This is a genomic window from Mesobacillus maritimus (assembly GCF_044803185.1).
Lineage (GTDB): Bacteria > Bacillota > Bacilli > Bacillales > Cytobacillaceae > Mesobacillus_B > Mesobacillus_B maritimus_B.
Genome location: NZ_CP085225.1, coordinates 179,836 through 203,550, shown reverse-complemented (window position 1 = coordinate 203,550; position 23,715 = coordinate 179,836). Strand labels below are relative to the sequence as shown.

Genomic DNA, 23,715 nt, shown 5'->3' with positions numbered 1-23,715 from the left:
TGTTCTACCTCAAACATTTGCGACTTTATCGTCCAAATAAAAGAGAAGTCTGCCACGACAGCAGACTTCTCTTTTATTCACTTGGCGGTAACATAGTTAGTGCCACACGCCCTTTTTTCATATCGACACTATCAACCCATACGTTCACAACGTCCCCTACTGAAACGATGTCTAAAGGATGCTTAACAAATTTTTTGCTTAGTTTTGAGATATGAACGAGGCCATCTTGTTTAACCCCAATATCTACAAAGGCACCGAAATCAACCACATTTCGAACCGTACCCTGCAATTCCATTCCCGGCTTTAAATCCTCTAACTTAAGTACATCCTTTTTTAGCAATGGTGCCGGGAGATCGTCCCGCGGGTCTCTCCCTGGTCTAACAAGGGCGTCGATGATGTCCTTCAATGTAAGCTCACCAATCCCCAATTCCTCTACTGTTTTCTGAATATCTAATTTTTCTAGCTTGTCCTTTAGCTCCGATGACCCAAGACTAGTCGTTTTAAAACCTAAACTACTTAACAACTGCTTTACTTCTCCATAACTCTCAGGATGGATAGCAGTTCGGTCGAGTGGCTCCTTGCCATCCATAACACGGAGGAATCCAATGGCCTGTTCATAGGTTTTCGCTCCGAGACGGGGGATTTTCTTTAACTGCGTTCTGCTTGAAAACTTTCCCTCTTCTTCCCGTTTTTTTACGATATTATTGGCAACCGTTTTCGATAATCCCGACACATACTGAAGCAGGGATGAAGAGGCTGTATTTACATTAACCCCTACATGGTTAACCGCTGTTTCAACCACAAAGGTCAATGACTCGGATAACTTCTTTTGGCTAACATCATGTTGATACTGACCAACTCCGACTGACTGAGGATCGATTTTCACTAACTCCGCAAGCGGGTCCTGAAGTCGTCGTGCAATAGACACGGCACTTCTTTCTTCAACTTGTAAATCAGGGAATTCTTCACGCGCTAGGTCCGATGCAGAATAAACACTAGCTCCCGCTTCATTTACAATAAGATAGAATATTTCTCTATCGAATTCTTTGAGGATATCGGAAACGAACTGTTCCGTTTCTCGTGATGCTGTACCATTTCCAATTGCCACCATCTCCACTTGGAAATCATTAAGAATTTGTATAAATTTGCGCTTCGCTTCATCTACTCTTGACGCGGAAAGGTGAGGATAGATTACATCAATCTTTAACACCTTGCCTGTCTCATCCACTAATGCCAATTTACACCCTGTACGATAAGCTGGATCTACCCCCAGAACCATCTTCCCTTTTAACGGCGGTTGAAGCAATAGCTTACGAAGGTTCTCCGAAAAAATATGAATGGCCTGTTCCTCAGCCTTTTCTGTCAGCTCATTTCTTATCTCTCTTTCAATTGAAGGCTGCACTAATCGTTTATATGCATCACTTATGGCTTCCTCTACTGTAGGAACCGTAAAGGATTTTGGGTTATGGATCCACTTGCGCTTTAGATAGTTGATTACAGAGTCTGTTTCCACCTTAATTGCGACACGAAGAATCCCTTCCTTTTCACCACGGTTCAAGGCAAGAATACGATGCGGAACAATTTTACTAATCGGCTCTGCATATTCATAGTACATTTCATAAACATTTTTTTCGTCTTTCTCTTTGTCTTTCACCTCAGATTCAACCATACCACGCTTAGATGTCTCGGTACGAATCCATTTACGACTGCCCGCATCATCAGAGATCATTTCAGCAAGAATGTCTTGGGCACCTGAAATGGCCTCCTCAATAGTAGTAACACCCTTTTCTTCAGAGAGGTAGTTACTAGCCTCTACTTCAAGGCTACCTTGTATAGGAAATGTTACTATCCATTCCGTTAGAGGCTCCAAGCCCTTTTCTTTCGCTACAGTCGCTTTCGTCCTCCTCTTCTGCTTATACGGACGGTATAAGTCCTCCACTTCTTGTAGCTTAACTGATTTTTCAATTCCTGCTTTTAACTCGGGTGTTAATTTGCCCTGCTCGTCAATTAATCTTATAACTTCTTCTTTACGCTGTTCTAAGTTTTGTATGTATTGCCATCTTTCAATGACATCTCGTATTTGAACTTCATCTAACGCCCCTGTCTGTTCCTTACGATACCGCGCAATGAACGGGACCGTATTGCCCTCATTGATCATAGATATGACATTTTTTACTTGCTTTGTATTAAGAGATTGTTCATTTGCAATTAGCTTTATATATTGCTCTTGTTTATCTATTGTTTCATTCAAAAGTGACCATCCTCCAGTACTAGTATAAGACTTCCTCAATCAGCCTTATTCGACCCTTACTCCCTATATAGTTTACCAAAGATCAGTTAAGGAATGTCAACAACCCATGACTGAAGTCGCGTGGGTTCTTGCCAAATAATGAAATAGAAAAGCTGAAGTACAATTAGCGCAATACTTTAGCAATCCTCAGACTGGATAATTCATCGAAATTCTAATGATAAAAAAAAAGCCTACTAATTCAGCAAGCTTCCTAGAATAAATGTCGCATCATCAATTCCATCAACATGGTTTCGTTTTATTTCACCTGCAATCGCTTTGGTAGAACGATATCCTCCCAACAAAGACTTTGCGCCGTGAATATCATAGCCATCAGAATAGATCAGGAACTTTGATTCCGGCTCATAAGCAAAGCACTGTGTATGAAATGCTTGGGGTTTCCCTGATAGATAGCCGCTAACCGGCAAAGGGTAGGTGAGTTTGCCTTGAGGGGAATATAAATAGAAGCGAATATTCCCCACACCGCTATAGACAAACTCTTTTCTCTCAAAAAAGACTTTTAGGATAGATACGGCCGCTCCTCTTTTTTGATATAAAACCTTATTACACCGGGACATAAGGCTATCCAAATTTTCATGATGGTATTCTTCAACCACTGAAACAACGGCAGAGGAAGCCTCATGTGCATACTTCCCACTTCCTAACCCATCTGCCATTACGCAGATAAAGTATTCGTCCGTGGCTTTATAAAAATAACTATCTCCACATTCTGTATTTCCAGCCTTTGTCGTCTGGTGGACAAACAACTCAAGTTTATTGCCAACATTTTCAATCATGTAGGACACTCCGGGTTATTATTCTCAGCATTAATTGCCTCTTGAAGCTTCTTTATTGCCCGCCGTTGTATACGCGACACATGCATTTGTGATATTCCAAGCTTATCACCAGCTTCTTTTTGACTCATATTTTCTAGATAAGTATATTGAATGACTTGTTTTTCCCGGTCCGATAATACATGGAGAACCTTTTCAAGCACTAGCCGCTGGTTAATCTTTTCATAGCCAACATCAATATTCCCGACAATATCTAATAGTGTTACTGTCCCACCATCAGAGTCTGCTTCAATCGAGTGATCAACGGAAAGTGCCTGATAACTCTTCCCCATTTCCATAGCCTCCAAAACCTCTTCTTCGGAAACTCCCAAGGCTTTTGCTATTTCGTCCACTTTTGGAGATCGTTGCAACTCCGTTGTTAAACGCTCTACTGTCACTTTAATTTTAGGTCCAAGCTCTTTAATCCTTCGAGGAACATGAACGTCCCATGTTTTATCTCTCAGGAAACGTTTGATTTCACCAATAATGGTTGGAACTGCAAAAGCTTCAAAGCTTTTTCCAAATGATTCATCATATCTCCGGATTGCCCCGAGAAGACCAATCATTCCCACTTGGTAAATATCTTCGTGAAATGAACGCCCCTTAGAATATTTTTTAGCAATGGCTTCTACCAACGCTTTATACTGGATGACTAATTCGTTTAGGGCACTCTCATCTTCATTTTTTTGATATGAATGAATTAACTCATTCACATCAGACTTAGGATTATGATTAGGTTGAGATTGTTTTTGCATCAGTCTCCACCCGCTCTCCTTCTCGGTACTTGGTCATGAAGACCGTGACACCCTCTTTATGATGAATTCTCACTTCATCCATCAAAGTTTCGATTAGGTAGAGCCCCAAGCCTCCTTCTCGAAGGAATTCAACGGATTCATTTTGATCATAGGGACCAATACTTTTACGAGCTGAGTGAAAATCAAAGCTTTGACCACTATCTGCTACCATGACCTCAAGACGGTCCTTATAGAGGCCAAAGCCAATCACAACCTCGCCTTTTTCATTTTTTTTATAAGCATGTTGTACAGCATTTGTACATGCTTCACTTGTTGCAATTTTTAAATCTTCTATTTCATCATAGGAAAAGCCCATTCGACTAGCGATACCAGACAAGGTCAGCCTAATGACACCCACAAATTCCGGTTTTGCAGGGATTTTCATTTCGACATAGTCATAAGGCCTATTCATTTTACTTCACCCTCTACTTGGCTGTTCACATCAATAATATCGGAAAGTCCAGTAATCTCGAAGAGTCTTTGTAGACGCCCAGAAAGTCCGTTAATTTTAAATTGACCGTTATTCGCTTTAACGTTTTTAAAAACGCCAACAAATACTCCAAGTCCTGTACTATCCATATAAGAAACACCAGATAAGTTTATAACCATGTTCACTCCAACCTTTTCTGAGAGCGGAAATAACCGATCACGTAACTGAGGAGCAGTGTATGCGTCAATCTCACCTTCTACAGATATCTCCAGTAAAATATCGGTCTCTTTAATATTTATGGTTAAATTCATATTAGACCCACCTTTTTACATTCATGCTGTTAATCATTACCCCTTCAAATTAGGCATTAAACCTTCCTTTTTAGGATAATTAGGGTAAAATCATCCCGCAGTTGAAAATGTTGAAGTTTTTCTAAGTCCTTAAATACCTTATTCACAATGTCTTGAGCACTTAAATGAATGTATTTGTTAATATAGTCAATTAATATTCCTCTCTCAACAAATCCCTCATCTGTTCTGCACTCTGTGACACCATCAGATAAAAGGATAATCATATCACCAGGATGAACCTCTTTTTGATAATTGCTATATTTCGTTCTTTTTTCAACTCCTAGAAGGAGTCCTTTTGCACTCAGTTCGGTATATTCCTTCTTAGCTGCATTATAGTAAAAACCTGGCTCGTGTCCTGCGGACGCATAGGATAATAGGTTGTTTTCTGGATTAAACATTCCGTAAAACATCGTGATAAACATACTTGGATCAACATTTTGCTCCACAATTCTATTGAGATTTTCAAGGATACTTCCTGGCCCCATTCTGTTCTCAGGCAAACTATCCATCGCATACTTTATCATTGACATACATAAAGCAGCAGGAATTCCCTTCCCAATGACATCTGCAATTGCCACACTTATACAGTTATTCTCATCCTGAACAAAATGAAAGTAGTCTCCATTCATATGTTTTGCCGGAACACTGATTGCTCCGATATCGAGCCCATCGACTTCTGGAATTTTTGTCCCGAGCAACGTCTGTTGGACATTGGCGGCGATTTCCATCTCCGATCTAAGTTCTTCTTGTTTATGGCGAAGACTCTGGTGCTCCCGATAAGCTAAACCATAACCAATCATCACTTCAAGAAGGATATCAAATGAATTTAACACAGTCTTTGGAAGATCAGGCTGCATCTGCATGAGCAGACTTTTGTGGAGACTGACAATTTCTTCAGGGGAGATTTTATGCTCAATCGATTTCCGACTAAACTTTTGACCTGCATAGAGGGCCTGCTCCGACTGATCCATTATATAGTTTTCAAGAAGCTCTCGATACTTTGGTTCCATTACTTCTCGAAAATCCATGAAACCCCCTCCTAACGAAGCCACTTCGTTGCTTTTATCTTTGTTCCATCTCCAGGAATAGACTCAATTTCAAATTGGTCCATCAATCGTTTGACTCCAGGCAATCCTGCCCCAAGCCCACCTGATGTTGAGTAGCCATCTTCCATAACCTGGCGTATATCACTAATCCCAGGACCACTATCAATCGCACTGATTTTCACACCGGGTTTTCCCCCATCATATAATTTGTCAATGCAGATTTGTCCTTTCCCTGCGTATAAGTAAATATTTCTAGCTAATTCACTAATTGCGGTTGTGATTCTTGCTTGGTCAACTGTTCCAAACCCAAGCTCTTTCGCAACATTGCGCCCCAGCTGCCTTGCAGCCACAATGTCCCATTCATTAATGATTGTCACACAGGATTGGATGCTCATTCATTACTCCCCCAATTCCTGTTGTAATTTCTCCAACCCTTTTTCTAAATCAATAGCCGTTAGGACATTATTAAGCCCAATACCCAGCTCAATTAGCGTGATAGCAACCGCAGGCTGAATCCCTGTAATAACCACCTTGGCTCCCATCAGGTTGGACATATCAATTACATCACCTAGTACCTTTGCAATAAAGGAATCAATAAAATCAATAGAGGTTAGGTCAATCACAACCCCGCTAACACTTGTTTCGTGGATTTTTTGGAGAAGGTCTTCTTGAAATTGAAGGGCGGTTTGATCATCTAATTCCCACTGGATTGATACCAAGAGACAGTTGTATAATTTTAGAATGGGTATTCTCACTTTACACCCTCCACACTAACTATTTTGCGATTCGTTAATTCTAGTGCCGCTTCAATCCCTTTTTGGAGAGAATTTTTGGTTGTAAACTGCGTTAAATCAATCCCTAGGCTTACAATTGTTTGGGCAATTTCTGGGCGAATGCCGCAAAGCATACATTTCGCACCAACTAACCTCACAGCTTCTGCTGCTTGAATGATATGGTGAGCAACCATTGTATCAACTACAGGAACACCTGTTATATCAATTAAAACAACCTCAGAGCGATGCTTAACAGCTCCTTTTAATAGGTTCTCCATAATTTGTTTAGCTCGTTCTGTATCAATCGTGCCTACTAAGGGCATAACGGTAATTCTTTCAAACACTGGAATTAGAGGAGCAGATAGTTCCTGAAGAGCAATCTTCTGCAGTGAAACAGTCTTTTCCCATGTAGTAGCATAAATCCCAATGATTTCGATATTCAAGGACGTCATCCATTCATCAAATTCACGGAAAAGACTCCTTTGGTTTTCAATCGTCATCACACCACTTTGTTCCATCCGTTTAAATACAATTACTCCAAATGTATGCAACCCACTCGATACAAATGTTAATGGCCAGCCAAGGCGAACAACTTTTTCTGCAAATTCCTTTAATCTTGAATGATAATCGCCTTTAGACCCCTTTAAATTTGTAATAATTAAATCGACAAATTCACGGCTTGTACTGTTAAATACTTGGTCGGAAATAACATTAACGACTCTGTCGTCATTTTCATCTTTTGTTGTTTTAATCCATTCATCAAGAATATCTAATTTATGGGCCTCGATAAATTCAAAAATCAACTTATTCATTCCTCATCCCCCCACAGATGCTTACAAGTTTTTCTTTTACCCGGATTTCTATTAACTTAAACAAATAAATTGCTAAACAATTGAAAATTATCGTTATTATATACCAATTTAAAGGTATCTAGGGGGAACGTCAAATATTATTTCTATTAAAACGGTCGCACCAATCATCCCACTTTAAAATTTTCCAAATAAAAAAACGCCCCTGATAAGAGCGTTTTTAATGAATATATTAGAATTCGATAAGGCCTAAACTTACCTGAAGCGCTTCATCCACTTTCTCCATCATTTCATCATCGAGATGGGTAATCTTATCGGTTAAGCGTTGTTTGTCAATTGTACGAATCTGTTCTAATAATAGGACCGAATCTCGTTCAAAGCCGTAACGTTTCGCATCAATTTCAACATGCGTCGGCAGCTTCGCTTTTTGGATTTGAGCGGTTATGGCTGCAACTATTACTGTGGGACTAAACCGATTCCCGATGTCGTTTTGAATGACAAGTACAGGGCGGACGCCGCCTTGCTCTGAACCAACAACTGGGGATAGGTCCGCAAAATATACGTCACCACGTTTTACAATCAACGGATTATCCTCCGCTTACTAAACGTTCGACAGTGTGCTCTGCCTCGTACTCTGCCTGAAATGCTTCAGATGCAATCGTTAGGTTGATCTTGGCCATTTCCATATACCCACGTCTCATGGATTCACGAATTTGTCTCTTTTTCCTGTCGCGCAGGTACATTTTTGTTGCTTGGTAAATGAATTCACTTCGGTTTACGTTTTCCTGTTTTGCAAAGCCATCTAGTTCCATTAATAGGTTTTGCGGTAACCTTACCAGGATTTCAGTTGTTGCGCTGGATTCAGACACAAACATACACCTCCACCATCATCACTACATACCGTTTCACGTTTTGTTATTTTTCTTTACCATTTCTAATATTAACATTAATTCAGCCAGATGCAAAGATGCATTGGCAATTCTATTGTATTATCCGCCAAGAAAAGATTATTTTATGCATAGATTCCTTCATTTGTTATTTTTTAGGGAAGCTCTTTTCTCAAACTTTGTTGCCTACGGAAAATAATGTGATTGATGGGCTTATGTTTCATTACAAATAGCTTAATTTGCGAGAAAAGAGCTTAGAAATTTAATTTAACGCACAAAATTACCTTTCCTGCATTAAAATCGGCATTAGGATTTTAACAACAATTTTCACAAAAACAACCTTTAGGGAAGCAACGGATTCTTCATATCGATGATTTTTTCATCTCTTTTGTACAACCTTGGCACTCTTGAAGCAATCAGGCATGGAACTTCATAATTAATGGTCTCTAATTTACTGGCAATTTCATCAATTGGAACAATTGACCCCTGCTGTTCCCCTATTAAGGTTACCACTGTCCCTACAGGTACTTGGTAAGGAAGCTTGACCATACATTGGTCCATACAGATACGACCAACAATGGGAGAGCGAACCCCATTAACCAACACTTCTTGGCCCTGCAGTTTTCTTATCCAACCATCAGCATAACCTACCGGAATGGTCCCAATCCACTCCTCTTCAGTGGTTTCATAGGTACCACCGTAACTAATTTTCTCACCCTTGTTTACCCTTTTCACTTGAGTAAGCTTTGAATGCAGGGAAAACGCTTCTTTTAATGGAATCGGCAACTCGGGTTTTATTTCTGGCGAAGGCGAAAGTCCATACATGACGATTCCTAATCTGATTGCGTTAAAGTTTGCCTCTCCATAGCGAAGCGCAGCAGCACTGTTGCTACTGTGAATACAGGCTGGGCGCGAGCGCAGGCTAGCAACCATCGCCTCAAACCGAACCAGCTGTTCATGAAAGTAGGAATCTTCCAATTCATCCGCTGTTGCAAAGTGCGTGAAGATGCCATCAAACATCAATCGCGGATCCGACTCAATCATCATTTCAATCTTTGATAATTCTTCTATACTTCTAACTCCTATACGCCCCATTCCTGTATCCACTTTAACATGCAAGAACAAGGTTTCATTTGAATCTAGATGTTCTTTCGCCTTTTCAATCCATTCTGGTTCAAAAACAGTGAGCGTCAAGTTTTCAGCCGTAGCGATGTTCACATCCTCCGGCCGAGTTGCTCCAAGCACAAGAATTGGAGCGGAAATTCCTTTCCCTCTAAGGGAGAGCGCTTCATCCATAAAAGCTACAGCGAGCATTGAAGCTCCAGCATCAAGGGCCGCTTTGGCTATCTGGTAATCACCATGCCCGTAGGCATTTGCTTTGACCACGCCGATTATGGCTACACCTTGGGGAAGCCTTGCCCTAACTGCGGAAACATTTGCTGCGATACAATCGAGGTTTACCTCCACCCATGTATCTCGGTAAAAAAAAGCCTGTTCATTCACGTAAATACACTTCCTTATAATACGTCCCATTGCTTATCTGTAATATTATCGAACCAGGAAGTAGGAAATGTCAAATGCATACTACAACATTTTGTCCAAAGAGAAAGTTTTTAGCAGTGAATCCCTAAACAAATTCATTATGATCCTTCATTTCTCCTACCGACATCATTTATTCTAAGAAGCTACTCTATATAATGAGAAAAGCGCTAGGGCGCTGGAGCTGGACAATTCTCAATGTCAAAACTTATATACTTTCTTATCTTTTCAAGAAAAAACAGGCCCATTATATGAGCCTGTTATTAGGTCGATTATTTAATCACATCACCCTGAACCGATTTCGCAACCATTACCATTTCCTCAGGTGTTAAATCGGAGGATGCTAGCATATACTCCACACCTAAGTGTGTCCAGCGAATGGTATTATCTGACTGCGCCCCAATTGTAAACCCTAGGTCAACTGGATTTCCATCCATCGAAACTGGGTGAGCACCATCATTCATTACGTCCGCCTTTTCTTGAACTAGTGTATAGGACTTTTCCCCATCATAGGTTAAGACAATTCGCTTGCCATTTTCAGTATTCATCTCCCGCTCATCGGACAACTTCACGCCTGGTATTTCAGCTAGAGGATATTTCACTGTAAACTGGTTATCTTCCCCGCCCGCCATAACCGGCACTTCTAATTGGGAAGCCGTCATATTTTTCTTCATATCGAAAGCATCGTCATCAAAGCTTGCCCCGAATTCCACATCGGAGAATTCAACTGTAACAAGAGCATTGCGGTCAGTATCCATGACTTTTACACTTGCTGGGGTCAAATCTTTCTTATTCAATTTAATTTCCTGAATTGGCAGCATCTGATTGTTTTGATAGCGAGTTTTTGTTTCAAAGACATAATGTTTTTCTGTCTCCGTATACTTTGCTTCTTTATCCTCAAGAATGTCATTTACTAAGGATTCATATAAGTAAGCCTGACTGCTATTTTGCGGCCAACTGCTTTGGAAGCGGAAGCTCTTATTCAACGCCGGAGTTAAGACAAACACTCCCTCATCATTACGCAGGATCATCTGACTTTGATCCTTCTCGGCATTTTTCAAGTTTACCCGATAATAGGATGGGTCTTTATGCCAAATTTCAACCTCATACACCTGTGGATCTGTCCCCATTTGGAGGGTCATTTTTGCATTCGCCTTGTAACTCTTCAACTCAGATAAGTTCTTATCAAGGTCCTTAACCACTGTTTCCTGTGATTTAGCACCACATGCAGCCAAAACGAATATAACCATCACCCCAGCGAGAAACAGCCAAAACTTTTTCTTCATTCCTTCAACCCCTTTTTAGTCTAATTTCAACGTGGAAAGGGAAAGAAAAGACAGTCTACAGCCATATTCCCGCCGCCTGGTCTTGTCTCCCCTGTTGCACTATGAATATATGAGACAACCTAAGGGTTTATGACCAAGCTTTCTGAAAGCCTGTTTTATTTTTTTTCAAGGCTCTTTTCTCAAACCTTGCTGCTCTTGGATACAAAATAGGATGGATGAAGCTTTATTTCACTGCAAAATAGCTTCTTAATTATGAGAAAAGAGCTTGCAAACCTACTATAACGTACAAAATAGCTTACCTTACGTTAAAATCGGCTTTAGGATTTTAACAACAATCTTTACGAAATCAGCCTTTTTCAAGGCTCTTTTCTTAAACGTTGTTGCTAACTGATATAAAAATCGAATGATATAAGCTTTATTTCACTCCAAAATAGCTGCTATTCTCTGAGAAAAGAGCTTTCAAACTTACTATAACGTACCAAAAAGAGTATGCTACGTTAAAATCGGCTTTAGGATTTTAACATCCATGTTTACGAAATCAGCCTTTTTCAATGATTACTTGAGCAGCAGCGTAATCACGGCTATGGGTGATGGAAAGATGAACTCCGTCTGAAAGTGGTTTTACAATGAACGGCTTTCCTTTTTGGTCTGTTTGGATTTCAATATCTAGGAACGATAATTCCCTACCAATCCCTGTACCATTTGCTTTCGCAAAAGCCTCCTTCGCTGCAAAGCGACCGGCTAGGTACTCAATCTTCCTTCTATTATTTAATTTTATAAAAACATCTTTTTCATACTCAGTTAAAACTCGTTCCGGAAATCGCGTTTGTTTTTCAAGTAATGCTGCAATCCGGCTAAGTTCAACAATATCCAGGCCAATTCCTGCAATCATATCTTCAGCCACCTTCTAATAAATTATTGATAAAGTCACTAGCATGGTACATGAGTGCTAGTCACTGGAGTAGACAATAAACCAAGCCACAACTTATACTTTTAACTATAGGTTAATCTAAACAAAATAGTTGTTTTTTTAATTCGCCCAAGAATTTTCTTACGAAGGAAGTTAATAGGAGGTATTATATGTTCGTCCGAACCGAGAGTTTTCGAGAATTTATTCGTTTCTATCCACTCATAACCTTGATTCTATTTATTCATCTGCTGGTATACCTCGCCACGACACTACCACTGTTGCCAAGCAGAGAAATTTTCACTTTATTAGCCGGAGTTAATTTATACATTTTACAAGGAGAAATCTGGAGGATTTTCACTCCCATCTTTGTCCATTCTGGCTTCACACATCTACTTTTCAATAGTTTTTCCTTAGTTCTTTTCGGTCCTGCATTAGAGAGAATACTGGGCAAAGCTAAATTCCTATTGGTCTATTTATTGACAGGAATTGCCGCTAATGTAGCCACTCTTATCCTTGAGCCACCTACTTATACCCACGTGGGGTCAAGTGGCGCAATTTTTGGCTTATTTGGTTTTTACCTTGCGATTAGTATGTTTAGAAAAGAGTTACTTTCAAAAGAGAATTCGCAAATTATTGTAACCATCGCTGTTATTGGCGTCATCATGACATTTGTCCAATCAAACATCAATATCACCGCCCACATTTTTGGCTTAATCGCCGGTTTCTTAACAGGAAGAGTGTTCTTTCTAAAACGATAGCGAAAGCTATCAGTTAAGCCCACTTTACCTTGTTTAAAAAGCGCCGAAATCGGCGCTTTTTTGGTCGTATTTTTAATGGTGCACATCTCGAGAAAACCAATGATAAATAACTTCCACATCTTTATCTTCTAGATCATTTACACAGCCTCCCGAACCACTATGCCCGGATTTCACCACAGCTTCAATGGTAGCAAGCCTTTTTTTATTTTGAAAGAAGCTTTTGCGCGCTGTTAATGATTGAACCTTTTCTCTTCTCATAAGGACTGTACTTTTCACAAGCGTTCGATACCTTAAAGTTAGAGAGTCCTTTTCTAATGCCCATCCTGCATCCTTAAACTTTAATGCTGACCAGATGACTGAGGGCAGGATTAATAAAGATGATGCATAACCCCATGGCCTAAAAAGGTAACTAACAACGATTACTATAGGAATAACTAGCACGACACCCTTTATTAGATAACGGCTAAAAGCCCGACTAGGAAGTTTATTTAGCTGTGTTCTAAACGGATAACCCTCTAAAAACGGCTCAAGGGTTTTCGCAATTTGCTGTTTTTTTATAAGGGGAAGTACAAGCACTTTTGAGCCTTCTTCATTTAACGCTGAACCACCAGCACTTTCTACATAAACAGAGGCCATGCCCAGTGGCTGTCTCAGTATGTTCTCACTTATACGAATAGCCTGAATTCGTTTCAATGGGATGGTAATTTGCCGCTTTTCTAGTAATCCTCTTGTAATGATGAGATCTTGGTCCACTTTTTTTAGCGTGAAATTCGCGTATTTAAGCATAGTCATAATAACAGAAATCACCCAAGCCACTAAAAACCCAAGAAAAACTACAATACTAATGAAAAAGATTCCATTTGCGATGAAATGTTCTACTTCATTATAGAGCTTTTCATAAGGAATGATTTCCTCAAACTGAAAAAAGAAGGCAATAACAGCGGAAATCACTACGCCAACACCACCGGATGTTGAAGCAAGCAGAAGCAAGTCTCCAGGTGATAATTTATAGATTATTGATTCTCGAATAGGCACCTCTTCTTCCGAAGATTCATTCCCCAACTGGGAATTCTTCACCGATACCAAGAGTTCATGGATATGGTTTGCCTCTTCTTTTCGTATTGCCGTTAAAACAGCTTCCGCATCCTCAGTTCTTGCCCCACCCGCTGTTTCCACCTTTACTTTTACGAGTCCAAACGGGCGTTGTAGGATCCCTTCTGATACATCTATACTTTGAATTCGCTCAAATGGAATGTACCTTTTTTTGCGGACAAAGAGTCCATGTTCAATCCTTAACTCCCCTTCTTCTACTCGATAGGTAAATCGATACCACGATAAAAACCCTGACAATAGGACAAGTCCAAGACCCCCACCAACAGCAATGAAGTAAAAAAGGCCTTCATTGCCTCTGCCTCCAAAAATCGTGATGAATAAAATCGGGACAATTAATTCCTTTAACTGTCGGAGCATATTAATAATTGCTGCAATCGGATGTAATCTTTTCGGGTCAGACATCTTCATCCGCCACCCTTGCCAATCGTGATATCGATTGCCGCAATTCTTCTGCCTCTTCCATGTCAAGAGCAGGGATTTCATGAACCGTCGCAGCCGTTGAAATCATTACTGTTGAGAGCCGATATTTCCTTAATAACGGTCCCTGTTGTGTATCAACATGCTGGACCCTTACCATCGGAATAAGCGTTCTTTTAATAATAAATACACCGCGCTCAAGCTCAATTTCCTGCTCTCTTACTTCATAACGCCAACGTTTCCACCTTAGCTTCGGAATAAAAAAAATGTTTAAATAGCTATAAATTAGAACGAGGACAATCACACCAGCAATAATCCAGATTGGCCAGTCGAAAAGAACGCCAAGCGTGACGATTCCACCGCCTACTACCCCACTAAACAAAGACGAAATGGCGCCAGAAATTCTCCACACCACCAACGCCCGTTCTGAAATTCTTGTTTGCGGCTCAGGCACCATAAACACATTCCTCCAGATCTCCCATTTTTATGTACTTATTAGTATACATGTATTTTCGGTAATGGGGAAAAATCGAATCCATTTAGTTGGAATAGAGAGGGTATTCCTGTAAATCATTAAAGTTATCTTTTATTTTCACGTTTATCGGTTCTATCTACAAATTTCAACGTTCTATCTACACGAATCAGTCCGCTATCTACACAATTCCAGCTTCTATCTACGTAAATTACCCGGCTATCTACAAACCCTACCTTTCACGAAGACGCAATTTCAGCATCGAACTACAATCTAAACCACAGCACTCCTACTTAAATCTGTACCTGAAAACTGGCTTGATCAATCATCTCTATTCCGTCCCTGCCTTTAAGGTCTTCAACCAATTTGAACAGGGCCTCATCCTTTCGTTTTGCTTCAATCATACAGTGTATCTCAGGGACACTGCCCTGTACTTTTTGCAAAAAGGTCATAAACATATCGGGATCAATATGGTCAGCATGGGCGCGAAAGTCCTTTTCAGACCGCGGGCTTGATATGTGCATTTTTATGGGGAGTGAGGAGTGGCTCCATGTTCCAACCACGCGCTCCCAATTTGTTTCCCAATCATCTTCATTTTCAAAATTGGCAAGGTGGTGATGATAATCAAACACAAGTGGAATCCCCAGCTTTTCACAAAGATACAACGTATCATTGATGGTAAAAGTGGTATCATCATTCTCTAACATGATTAAATCCTGAAGATGGTAAGGGAGCAGCCCCCAGTTGTGGATGAATTGTTCAAGGGCCTTCTCTTTATCATCATACGCACCACCAACATGAAGAACACAGCGATGCTGAGGTTTGATCTCCATTCCCTTTAAAAGGGCTTCATGCATGGCAAGTGTTTTTATAGAATTATTTAAAGTGTCTTTACTTGTTGTATTTAAAAGAACAAAATGATCAGGGTGAAAATCGATTCTCATGGAATTCATCCTTATGTACTCTGCTAAGGACTTTAAGGGCGCTTTTAAAGCTTTCATATACTTCCAGTCCGTTAGTTCTGGGTGATTTGCTAGCGGAATTAACCGTGAACTCAAGCGAAAGAATGAAATATCATTTACTGTATTATGCTTAAGCAAACGCAAACAGTTCTCAAGGTTGGATATCGCAATTCGTTCAAGCCTCCTGATAGCGGCATCTCGATCTTTAATGCTCTGGAATTGTTTAAAGGTCATGGTTTGTGAAGGTGAACAGTTTTGAAGTTCAACACTCATCGCAACATAACCAAGTCTCACGATTGTCATACTATGTCTCCCCTCTGAAGGATTTATAGGCTATGGACCTTAATCTTTTATTTCGTAGTATGCCTTCAATAAAACAAAATCATAAAAAAAGCCAAAAAAAAGAGAGCATGTCGAATGCTCTCTTCTTTTACTTATTATCTTGACGAGCGAGAAGGCTTACCACCTGTTCTTTTCGTCGCTGTCCGCGGTTTGTAGTTCTTGTTGCGGTTGTAATCCGAACTTCTTCTACGATCTTGCGGCTTTTTATCTCTTCCGCCACGGTTAGGTAACGGTTTTTCTTCTGTTAGTTTTACTGGTGTTGTATCAGGCTCTTTTGTCAACATCTTGAGTACTGATGCAACAACCGTAGTAGCATCATGATCACGGAGTAATTCTTCCGCAGTTTGACGGTAATATTGCAGATTATTGGACTCGATTGTCTGAACAATCTTATCTAGAACCGCTTTTTGTTGTCCTTCTAGCGCTTGGTCAAGTGTTGGGGCTTGCATACGTTCCATGCGCTTCTTTGTTGTTCTTTCAACAACTGACAGATAAGATTTTTCCCTTTGTGTTACAAATGTCAATGCCATACCCTGCTTACCAGCGCGGCCAGTTCGGCCAATACGGTGAACATAGCTTTCTGGATCTTGTGGAATGTCAAAGTTATAAACATGTGTAACGCCAGAAATATCTAATCCACGTGCTGCAACGTCCGTTGCTACAAGAACATCGATTGAACCTTCTTTAAACTTACGAAGGACAGACATCCTTTTTGCTTGGGATAAATCTCCGTGGATTCCCTCTGCAGTATAGCCGCGAAGATTCAAGGCCTCAGCAAGCTCATCTACCCGGCGCTTTGTACGACCGAATACAATTGCAAGCTCTGGTGACTGGATATCGAGTAACCTTGTTAACACGTCAAACTTATTTTTTTCCTGAACTTCAACATAATATTGTTCAATTAATGGAACAGTCATTTCACGTGCTTTTACACGAATGACTTCAGGTTCTTTCATAAACTTTTCAGCAATTTTTTGGATTGGACCAGGCATTGTTGCTGAGAACAACAAAGTTTGTCGCTCTTCAGGAACACTCGCAAGGATGCTTTGGATATCTTCAATGAAGCCCATATTCAGCATTTCATCCGCTTCGTCTAAAATGACTGTATGGATATTCTCAAGATTAATGGTCTTACGATTAATATGGTCAAGTAATCGACCTGGAGTACCTACAATGATATGTGGTCCCTTTTTTAGAGCACGGATTTGGCGGTTAATATCCTGGCCGCCATAAATTGCAAGAACGCCAATACGTTTACCAGCACCAATTTTATAAAGCTCTTCAGAAACCTGTACAGCCAATTCACGAGTAGGGGCGATAATAATCCCTTGGATTTGGCGACGTTCCTTCTCAATCTTATCAATTAGAGGAACACCAAATGCCGCTGTTTTCCCCGTACCAGTTTGCGCTTGACCAATTAAGTCCTTATTTTGCAGACTCATTGGAATTGTTTCGGCCTGGATTGGTGTTGCTTCTTCAAAACCCATATTTTTTAGAGACTTTAGTGTGGCGGGACTTATGCCCAATTCTTCAAACAATGTCAAATTTGTTCATTCTCCTTTTTCTTGTTCAAATGATATATTTTTTAAGTGGCTGTTTAAGTTTATCTCAACTATTTGCCTTATCTGGTAAATTCGTACACCTAGGTGGAGGATTTGGTGTAGTTCACTGCGAGAGTCCAAATGAGGCTGGTCGCCAGAAGTATCGTTCAGCTAGGAGCAAAAATACTCTCCAAACGATTGAGCCTGTCATTTTACAGGATTTTCTTACGTAGACACTTGATGTTAATCTTACCACCTGATGGAAGTGAATGCAATCAATGCGTCCTTATATATTGACAAACTTAATCTTCGCTAGAACTATAAACCTATAGGCTAGTGCTACGGCTCCCCCAGCATCTAGTTGGGATTTGCGCAGTTATTTGTGTGTAAAACCTCTGTATATAACTGGAATAAACAGCCATAAAACCCATTATTCTTTATTTATTTTCTGATAAAAGCAAACCAACTGCAATTAAAAAGCATCCATTGCTTCTATAATTGTTCCCTATTCTCGTTCATTTCACACACGAAAATAAGCCTCTGCCAAATAAGGACAGAGACTTGGTTCTATTTCTTTTGTAAATGGGATACAACTTCTTCAAGCTTCATTCCACGTGAAGCTTTAATCAATACTAGCGTCGAATTGGGTTGTACTAACTGCTTTATTTTATTGGAAATAGATTCTTTGTCATCAAAGGAGAAAACTCTATTTTCTCCAAGTACTTTCTTAGCCCCTTCTGCCATAAAAGCACCCAGTTTTCCATATGTGAAAACATAGTCAATCTGATTCTCATCAAGGGTTGCACCAATTTGATAATGATACTTTTCTTCAAGAGGTCCAAGCTCTAACATATCGCCTAACACAAGGATTTTTCTTTCGTATCCTTCAAGATTTGAGATAAGATCTATTGCAGCCTTCATGGATGTAGGACTTGCATTGTAAGCGTCATTAATAATATTGATTCCATCCGCTCCTTCCACAAGCTCCATCCTCATATTTGTCAGTTTCAAGCTTGCGAAGCCTTCATTCATTTTCTCATAGGGAACTCCGAAGAACTCTGCAGCAAGCATCGAAGAAAGAGCATTTAAAACATTATGGGTTCCAAGGACCGGTAAGTGAAATGAAATGCTACTTCGGTTCGTCGTAAACGTATTCCCAGCTGATGTTTGCGTAATTTCCACCGGATAAAGATCATTCTGCGCTGACCTTCCAAAAGTTCGCAACTTCCCAGTTCCATCATAGGAATCTAAACGCTCTTGAAGCAATGGTTCATCACCGTGATAAACAATTAATCCCTCATTTTGAAGACCAAGAATAATTTCAAGCTTTGCGTCTGCAATGGCTTCCCTAGAGCCTAAGTCAAGTAGATGGGATTCACCGATATTTGTTATGATTACTGCATCTGGCTGAGCAAGTTTGGATAAAAATTCAATTTCCCCTCTACTACTCATTCCCATTTCTAAGATAGCAATTTCAGTTTCTGCTCTTAAACGCAAAATGGTTAATGGCAGTCCTATATGGTTATTGAAGTTTCCTTCTGTCTTTTGGACTTGGTATTTTTGACCTAAAAGGCTTGCGGCCATGTCCTTAGTAGTTGTTTTGCCATTACTTCCGGTTATGCCAAGAACCTTTATTGTTAATTGTTGGCGATAGTTTCTGGCAAGTTCTTGTAAAGCTATTAATGTGTCTTCCACAATCAAAATTGGGAGATGAACGGGAGGGTTCGGAACATCCTTTTGCCATAAAGCAGCTGCCGCTCCTCTATTAATCGCATCCTCAACAAATCGGTGACCATCGACGTTTTCCCCCTTAAATGGGATAAACAGGTTCCCAGCTTCAATGTTACGAGAATCAATCGTCACGCCTCGTACCGAGACATCTTTAATTGAAGATAACTCATCTTCATGTTTAATCATGGCTGCAATTTCAGCGAGTGATCTTTGAATCACAAAATCTTCCTCCTAAAATTTCTAATTTCAACATCATAAATGGAACACAGTTGAAGAATACCTCCTTCTTACCGTGTTCCCTCATGGTTAAAATGTATACTTAATCTTTTGTTTTTCCTCGTGGCGCTCTATCGCCAAATTTACGAGTCTTTCAATAAGCTGTGGATATTCGACACCAGTATGTTTCCACATGAGAGGGAACATGCTGAATGGAGTAAATCCTGGCATAGTATTGACTTCATTAATCAAAAATTCCCCTTTGGCTGTAAGGAAAAAGTCTGCTCTCACTAGACCTGAACAGTCTAAGGCTTTGTAAGCCTTCTCGGCTAATTCTTTAAGTTCTTCATACTGACTTTTAGATATATCAGCTGGAATAATTAACCCTGTATCTCCATCTTCATACTTTGCCTTATAATCATAGAAAGCTTTTTTCGGAACAATTTCCCCAGCAACCGAACATTCTGCCTCATCATTGCCAAGTACTCCAATTTCAATTTCTCTCGCTGTAACCCCTTGTTCGACAATAATTTTACGGTCAAATTGGAAGGCTTCTTTAAAGGCCTCCTCAAGTTCTGCGCGATTTGTACACTTTGAAATCCCTACACTTGAACCAAGATTTGCCGGCTTCACAAAGCAAGGGTAACCAAGCTTTGTTTCAACCTGCTGATAAGATGTTTCCTGTTGTTTCTCCCACTCACTACGAATGAATGAAACATAGTCAACTTGAGCCAGACCGGCCTGTGCAAAAATATTCTTCATTATCACTTTATCCATACCTGCTGCTGAAGCAAGTACACCATTACCTACATATGGGAGGTTTAGCAGTTCGAGCATTCCCTGGACGGTTCCATCCTCACCATTTGGTCCGTGCAATAATGGAAAGATAACATCCAGTCTCTCCTCTTCTGCATTTAATAGGGCTGGACTAAATCCAGGTGACCCTAAAGAATGGGCAGATGTTGAAAATTCTAATGCTCCCACGTTTTCTGCGGGGCTATTTAACTGTGGCCCCTTAATCCACTCTCCATCAACTGATATATAGATTGGGTGTATTTCAAATTTTTCATAATCAAGTGCTTTTGTTACAGCAAGTGCTGTCTGCATAGATACTTTATGTTCTGCTGATTTGCCACCGTAAAGCAAACCGATTTTAATCTTCATAAATCGAACCTCCAATTTATCAATCACTTTTTCTATTTTAACACTATCTCAAATAAGATAGGGATACATTCTTATTACATTTATCTATACCTATTTAAGTTATTCTTCCCTTTTATCGTATGACCCACCCAGCTTGATTCACAACCATGGTTTTAGAATATATACGGCATACCTACCATAGATTGATTTCTGCTCCAGGCACTTCGCTTTAAAAAGGTAAACAAAAAACGCTTAGGTCATTTACCTAAGCGTCTTCCTTGTTTACTTACATGACAGTTGTCTCGACTCTTTTCGAAACGAATGGAATCATTATGAAATTAGTAAAAATAGACGTTGCTTACTCCGCCGCTAAGCTCCATTCCTTCAGTTTCTTATCGAAGACGAGTCTCCCATCAGGAGGATTGTTTCCTGCTTCTATATACTCATCAAACATATCATCCATATTGGTAAAATCACCAATAACCCAGAGAGGAATATCCAAGCGGTTGCGATTTTGTTCGACCTTTTTTAGTGAGAATACTGCACCTTCCTTGAATACACTTGTTAAGGATTTTAGAACCTCTTTGCTAACAGGTGGATATTCCCGCTTTCTCCTAAAGCCAAGGAGATTTTTCTCCGTTCTAATTCCCGTAAGTTTTCCGGAGATTACCTGACTAAGCATTCGATAAAAATCATTCATATTCCGGTAATACACCTTGCTAAACCAACCATCATCATGTGACATGTATGCAAATCTATTTCCAAGTTGGTTATAAAATGGAAGCTTTAGGTGATGTTTAGTATGTCCTAGGTACAAAACCTCGGCAATTTCTTGAGCGGAGAGAACGTTAAGTCCTTCTATTTCTTCGAAGTCTAGCCAACAAAAATCCCCATATCCTGCAATATTTTCTCCCATAAGCTTTTCTAGACTATCTTCCGTAACATAATGAAGCAACGTATGAGTATTAAAATCTGCTTCCTCAAATTGATGCTTTAAAAGCAGAATGTAGTTAAGTGAATCAGACAAGGAGCGAGCAAATTCAAAGAACTCAATCCCGGATGATAAAACGTATTGATCCCTATCGTTTAAATGAATATATAAGAGTTCATGGTTATTCGGATGATTTCTCTTCAAAGTTATCCCCCTAGCCTTCCATCTAGCATTTTGAAGCTAATTTTTCCTTGGTCTCTTTCTTATGTTGACCCAATCTAATATTGTTAGCAGTTTGATAATCATAATTTCTGCCATAGAACATCGTGAATACTTTGAATACCTCATTTTTTTAGGTGTTATTATTACAAATAGTAGGAGCGCCCTTTGTCCATAAAAGGCGCTCTTTATTATCAAATTATGTATGCGTCAAACCTACGAAAAGTTATTTATAAAAAACATTACAAGAAAAATAATGAAGGCATAAAAGGTGAGATGCAAAAGAACCGTTGCAAAAAAGTCCTTCAATTTTTCAAGTGAAATAACATTGTTTCTTCTCACACGCGCTCTCATGAAATCCCCCTTAAGAAGTTTTATCCAGACCCACCAATATTTTCTTATTTATTATCATACCATATCCAATTGGGTTTGTATTAGAGCTAGATGTAAAAGAGCGAACATTTGCAAAAAAACTTAACAAGGAAGAAGAATAGTGATTCTGCATATAAAGAAAATTGTACATGAAGCCAAGGAAAATAATAATTCAGAAATGTAGTAACAAGTCCTTTTATAAATAAAGCTTCATTTGGTTATCAATCCAAATGAAGCTTTATTGTTAAATTATTCACCGTTCCCTAAGAGCGTTCTTGCTTTATACTGATCTTCTCTACCTGTTTCCGTATACAGCTTTCTTGCTGGAACAGCAATGGCCACCCCTTCGTTTTCCAGAATCCTCATAATATCAAAGTTAATCTCTTCTTTAATTCGTAGGAATTCTCCCCATACAGTTGTCTTCGTAAAAAAGTATAGAAAGATTTCGTAACCACTTTCGCTATATTTATCAAAGGTCGCGAAAATCGTTTCAGGATCAATATCCTCATGTTGATTGACTAAGTACTTTATTTGCTTAACAACATCTTCCAACTTTTCCCTCGGCGTATCATAAGCAATTCTTAAATTAAAGCTAATTTGTCGCTTCCCCATTTTGCTCCAGTTCGTAATATTTTCATTAGCCAAAGTTGAATTTGGGACGGTTACAAGTGCCTGGGCAAAGGTTCTCACTTTTGTGCTACGAAAACTGATATCCTCTACCGTTCCTTCGACACTTGGAGTCATAATCCAATCACCAATGGAGAAGGGTCTCTCTGTAATAATCACAACGCCTCCAACCAGGTTGCCAAGTGCATCTTTAGCTGCAAGCGAAATCGCAAGGCCACCTATTCCTAATCCCGCTACAAAGCCGCTGATATTGTAGCCAAACTCTTGAGCAATAATACTGAAACATATAGCGATGATAATAATTTTTAATGCTTTAGATAAAAATGGAATTAAAATCTCATCAATTTCCATGCTGTATTTACTATTAAACCTTTTAAAAAATACTGAGGAGGATGAAGATAAATTCACTAAGCCCCAACCTATCAAAAAGATTAGTGAGGACCTAATTAAGCTTAGAAAGAATGGATTCGATTCATTAAAATATGGAAGATACTCGGCTGAAAGATAAATACCCAATATTAGAAAAACCCATTGTAATGGTCTTTCGAAAGCTAACATCACTTGTGAAAAGAAGTCACTTGGTGCTTTCTTCACAGCCCAAAGCAAAAACTTAAATACATACCTTGAAAAGATTTTCCTAAAGATCATAAATAAAACAAAGATACCAATTGAAATGGCTATGTTTATTAATACTTCATATGAATACCATGTCCCCAAGAAGAACATCCCTCTAACCCCCTAAAAAATTTCCTATCCTATAATATCATACACACCTTGAAATTCGCCTGAAAAAGGCAGCACTAAAACAGGATTTACCATGTCCAAATAAATGTGTTTGTCAAAAATCGCTGATTTATTTCCCATGGTTTTATGCTACGCTAGGATTATCTTTTTAATTGAGGTGTGGAAATGGCAGATAGTAAAAAA

General features: G+C 39.5%; 23 protein-coding genes. 1 reads left to right on the top strand and 22 read right to left on the bottom strand.

From position 1 onward, the window contains the following. Positions 1 to 73: 73 nt before the first annotated feature. The 14 genes from LG336_RS01125 to acpS form a co-directional block, all read right to left on the bottom strand. Positions 74 to 2,251, bottom strand: coding sequence for a Tex family protein (locus tag LG336_RS01125; protein ID WP_404330763.1), 2,178 nt, complete (start codon positions 2,249 to 2,251; stop codon positions 74 to 76). Positions 2,252 to 2,484: 233 nt separating this feature from the next. Further along, positions 2,485 to 3,084: a PP2C family serine/threonine-protein phosphatase gene (locus LG336_RS01120; RefSeq protein ID WP_404330762.1), complete on the bottom strand. Its 600-nt coding sequence runs from the start codon at positions 3,082 to 3,084 to the stop codon at positions 2,485 to 2,487. Further along, complete coding sequence (sigB, locus tag LG336_RS01115; protein ID WP_404330761.1) at positions 3,081 to 3,875, bottom strand: RNA polymerase sigma factor SigB; 795 nt, start codon at positions 3,873 to 3,875, stop codon at positions 3,081 to 3,083. The genes LG336_RS01120 and sigB overlap by 4 nt, the downstream gene beginning before the upstream one ends. Beyond that, the gene (rsbW, locus tag LG336_RS01110) at positions 3,853 to 4,326 is read right to left on the bottom strand and encodes an anti-sigma B factor RsbW (RefSeq protein WP_404330760.1); all 474 of its coding nucleotides are present in this window, start codon (positions 4,324 to 4,326) and stop codon (positions 3,853 to 3,855) included. Before rsbW ends, sigB begins: the two co-directional genes overlap by 23 nt. Beyond that, entirely contained in the window at positions 4,323 to 4,655 is a 333-nt protein-coding gene (locus LG336_RS01105) for an anti-sigma factor antagonist (protein WP_404330759.1), read from the bottom strand. The genes rsbW and LG336_RS01105 overlap by 4 nt, the downstream gene beginning before the upstream one ends. Before the next feature lie 56 nt (positions 4,656 to 4,711). Beyond that, entirely contained in the window at positions 4,712 to 5,722 is a 1,011-nt protein-coding gene (locus LG336_RS01100; RefSeq protein WP_404330758.1) for a PP2C family protein-serine/threonine phosphatase, read from the bottom strand. A gap of 11 nt (positions 5,723 to 5,733) precedes the next feature. Then, entirely contained in the window at positions 5,734 to 6,135 is a 402-nt protein-coding gene (locus LG336_RS01095) for an anti-sigma regulatory factor (protein WP_404330757.1), read from the bottom strand. 3 nt (positions 6,136 to 6,138) lie between these two features. Beyond that, positions 6,139 to 6,495, bottom strand: a complete 357-nt coding sequence (locus tag LG336_RS01090) for an STAS domain-containing protein (RefSeq protein ID WP_221875777.1) — start codon at positions 6,493 to 6,495, stop codon at positions 6,139 to 6,141. Beyond that, on the bottom strand, positions 6,492 to 7,325 hold the full coding sequence (locus LG336_RS01085) for an RsbT co-antagonist protein RsbRA (RefSeq protein ID WP_404330756.1): 834 nt from the start codon (positions 7,323 to 7,325) through the stop codon (positions 6,492 to 6,494). The genes LG336_RS01090 and LG336_RS01085 overlap by 4 nt, the downstream gene beginning before the upstream one ends. Before the next feature lie 229 nt (positions 7,326 to 7,554). After that, positions 7,555 to 7,905, bottom strand: coding sequence for a type II toxin-antitoxin system endoribonuclease NdoA (gene ndoA / locus LG336_RS01080; RefSeq protein ID WP_221875775.1), 351 nt, complete (start codon positions 7,903 to 7,905; stop codon positions 7,555 to 7,557). 4 nt (positions 7,906 to 7,909) lie between these two features. Beyond that, complete coding sequence (locus tag LG336_RS01075) at positions 7,910 to 8,191, bottom strand: YlcI/YnfO family protein (protein ID WP_221875774.1); 282 nt, start codon at positions 8,189 to 8,191, stop codon at positions 7,910 to 7,912. Positions 8,192 to 8,551: 360 nt separating this feature from the next. Next, positions 8,552 to 9,742 carry an alanine racemase gene (gene alr / locus LG336_RS01070; RefSeq protein ID WP_404330755.1) on the bottom strand — a complete coding sequence of 397 codons (1,191 nt, stop codon included), beginning with the start codon at positions 9,740 to 9,742 and terminating at the stop codon, positions 8,552 to 8,554. Positions 9,743 to 10,020: 278 nt separating this feature from the next. Next, positions 10,021 to 11,034, bottom strand: coding sequence for an outer membrane lipoprotein carrier protein LolA (locus tag LG336_RS01065; RefSeq protein ID WP_404330754.1), 1,014 nt, complete (start codon positions 11,032 to 11,034; stop codon positions 10,021 to 10,023). Between the two features lie 538 nt (positions 11,035 to 11,572). Then, on the bottom strand, positions 11,573 to 11,926 hold the full coding sequence (gene acpS / locus LG336_RS01060) for a holo-ACP synthase (RefSeq protein ID WP_404330753.1): 354 nt from the start codon (positions 11,924 to 11,926) through the stop codon (positions 11,573 to 11,575). A 188-nt stretch (positions 11,927 to 12,114) separates the two neighbouring features. Between acpS and LG336_RS01055 the strand changes: the two genes are divergently transcribed. After that, entirely contained in the window at positions 12,115 to 12,702 is a 588-nt protein-coding gene (locus LG336_RS01055; protein ID WP_404330752.1) for a rhomboid family intramembrane serine protease, read from the top strand. 72 nt (positions 12,703 to 12,774) lie between these two features. Here the strand turns inward: LG336_RS01055 and LG336_RS01050 are convergent, their stop codons facing one another. From LG336_RS01050 to LG336_RS01015, 8 genes are all read right to left on the bottom strand, one after another. After that, positions 12,775 to 14,217: a PH domain-containing protein gene (locus LG336_RS01050; protein WP_404330751.1), complete on the bottom strand. Its 1,443-nt coding sequence runs from the start codon at positions 14,215 to 14,217 to the stop codon at positions 12,775 to 12,777. Then, positions 14,210 to 14,689: a PH domain-containing protein gene (locus LG336_RS01045; RefSeq protein ID WP_404330750.1), complete on the bottom strand. Its 480-nt coding sequence runs from the start codon at positions 14,687 to 14,689 to the stop codon at positions 14,210 to 14,212. Before LG336_RS01045 ends, LG336_RS01050 begins: the two co-directional genes overlap by 8 nt. Before the next feature lie 308 nt (positions 14,690 to 14,997). Beyond that, positions 14,998 to 15,969 (bottom strand): UV DNA damage repair endonuclease UvsE, encoded by a 972-nt coding sequence (gene uvsE, locus LG336_RS01040; protein WP_404330749.1) that lies wholly within the window; start codon positions 15,967 to 15,969, stop codon positions 14,998 to 15,000. A 134-nt stretch (positions 15,970 to 16,103) separates the two neighbouring features. Beyond that, positions 16,104 to 17,495, bottom strand: a complete 1,392-nt coding sequence (locus tag LG336_RS01035; protein WP_404333063.1) for a DEAD/DEAH box helicase — start codon at positions 17,493 to 17,495, stop codon at positions 16,104 to 16,106. Between the two features lie 621 nt (positions 17,496 to 18,116). Next, a complete protein-coding gene (murF, locus tag LG336_RS01030) occupies positions 18,117 to 19,499 on the bottom strand; it encodes a UDP-N-acetylmuramoyl-tripeptide--D-alanyl-D-alanine ligase (RefSeq protein ID WP_404330748.1) in 1,383 nt (460 codons plus the stop codon). Positions 19,500 to 19,586: 87 nt separating this feature from the next. Next, positions 19,587 to 20,660 carry a D-alanine--D-alanine ligase gene (locus LG336_RS01025; RefSeq protein WP_404330747.1) on the bottom strand — a complete coding sequence of 358 codons (1,074 nt, stop codon included), beginning with the start codon at positions 20,658 to 20,660 and terminating at the stop codon, positions 19,587 to 19,589. Positions 20,661 to 20,997: 337 nt separating this feature from the next. Next, positions 20,998 to 21,774 carry a hypothetical protein gene (locus LG336_RS01020; protein WP_404330746.1) on the bottom strand — a complete coding sequence of 259 codons (777 nt, stop codon included), beginning with the start codon at positions 21,772 to 21,774 and terminating at the stop codon, positions 20,998 to 21,000. 636 nt (positions 21,775 to 22,410) lie between these two features. Further along, on the bottom strand, positions 22,411 to 23,514 hold the full coding sequence (locus tag LG336_RS01015) for a mechanosensitive ion channel family protein (RefSeq protein WP_404330745.1): 1,104 nt from the start codon (positions 23,512 to 23,514) through the stop codon (positions 22,411 to 22,413). Positions 23,515 to 23,715: the final 201 nt, after the last annotated feature.

What these genes read in the sequence shown, in the direction of transcription:
- uvsE (WP_404330749.1), bottom strand. Translation starts at nt 15,969, where the DNA reads ATGACAATCGTGAGACTTGGTTATGTTGCGATGAGTGTTGAACTTCAA.
- LG336_RS01055 (WP_404330752.1), top strand. Translation starts at nt 12,115, where the DNA reads ATGTTCGTCCGAACCGAGAGTTTTCGAGAATTTATTCGTTTCTATCCA.
- LG336_RS01120 (WP_404330762.1), bottom strand. Translation starts at nt 3,084, where the DNA reads ATGATTGAAAATGTTGGCAATAAACTTGAGTTGTTTGTCCACCAGACG.
- alr (WP_404330755.1), bottom strand. Translation starts at nt 9,742, where the DNA reads ATGGGACGTATTATAAGGAAGTGTATTTACGTGAATGAACAGGCTTTT.
- LG336_RS01050 (WP_404330751.1), bottom strand. Translation starts at nt 14,217, where the DNA reads ATGTCTGACCCGAAAAGATTACATCCGATTGCAGCAATTATTAATATG.
- LG336_RS01100 (WP_404330758.1), bottom strand. Translation starts at nt 5,722, where the DNA reads ATGGATTTTCGAGAAGTAATGGAACCAAAGTATCGAGAGCTTCTTGAA.
- acpS (WP_404330753.1), bottom strand. Translation starts at nt 11,926, where the DNA reads ATGATTGCAGGAATTGGCCTGGATATTGTTGAACTTAGCCGGATTGCA.
- rsbW (WP_404330760.1), bottom strand. Translation starts at nt 4,326, where the DNA reads ATGAATAGGCCTTATGACTATGTCGAAATGAAAATCCCTGCAAAACCG.
- LG336_RS01105 (WP_404330759.1), bottom strand. Translation starts at nt 4,655, where the DNA reads ATGAATTTAACCATAAATATTAAAGAGACCGATATTTTACTGGAGATA.
- LG336_RS01065 (WP_404330754.1), bottom strand. Translation starts at nt 11,034, where the DNA reads ATGAAGAAAAAGTTTTGGCTGTTTCTCGCTGGGGTGATGGTTATATTC.
- LG336_RS01035 (WP_404333063.1), bottom strand. Translation starts at nt 17,495, where the DNA reads ATGGGTTTTGAAGAAGCAACACCAATCCAGGCCGAAACAATTCCAATG.
- LG336_RS01015 (WP_404330745.1), bottom strand. Translation starts at nt 23,514, where the DNA reads ATGTTCTTCTTGGGGACATGGTATTCATATGAAGTATTAATAAACATA.
- LG336_RS01095 (WP_404330757.1), bottom strand. Translation starts at nt 6,135, where the DNA reads ATGAGCATCCAATCCTGTGTGACAATCATTAATGAATGGGACATTGTG.
- LG336_RS01045 (WP_404330750.1), bottom strand. Translation starts at nt 14,689, where the DNA reads ATGGTGCCTGAGCCGCAAACAAGAATTTCAGAACGGGCGTTGGTGGTG.
- LG336_RS01025 (WP_404330747.1), bottom strand. Translation starts at nt 20,660, where the DNA reads ATGAAGATTAAAATCGGTTTGCTTTACGGTGGCAAATCAGCAGAACAT.
- LG336_RS01085 (WP_404330756.1), bottom strand. Translation starts at nt 7,325, where the DNA reads ATGAATAAGTTGATTTTTGAATTTATCGAGGCCCATAAATTAGATATT.
- sigB (WP_404330761.1), bottom strand. Translation starts at nt 3,875, where the DNA reads ATGCAAAAACAATCTCAACCTAATCATAATCCTAAGTCTGATGTGAAT.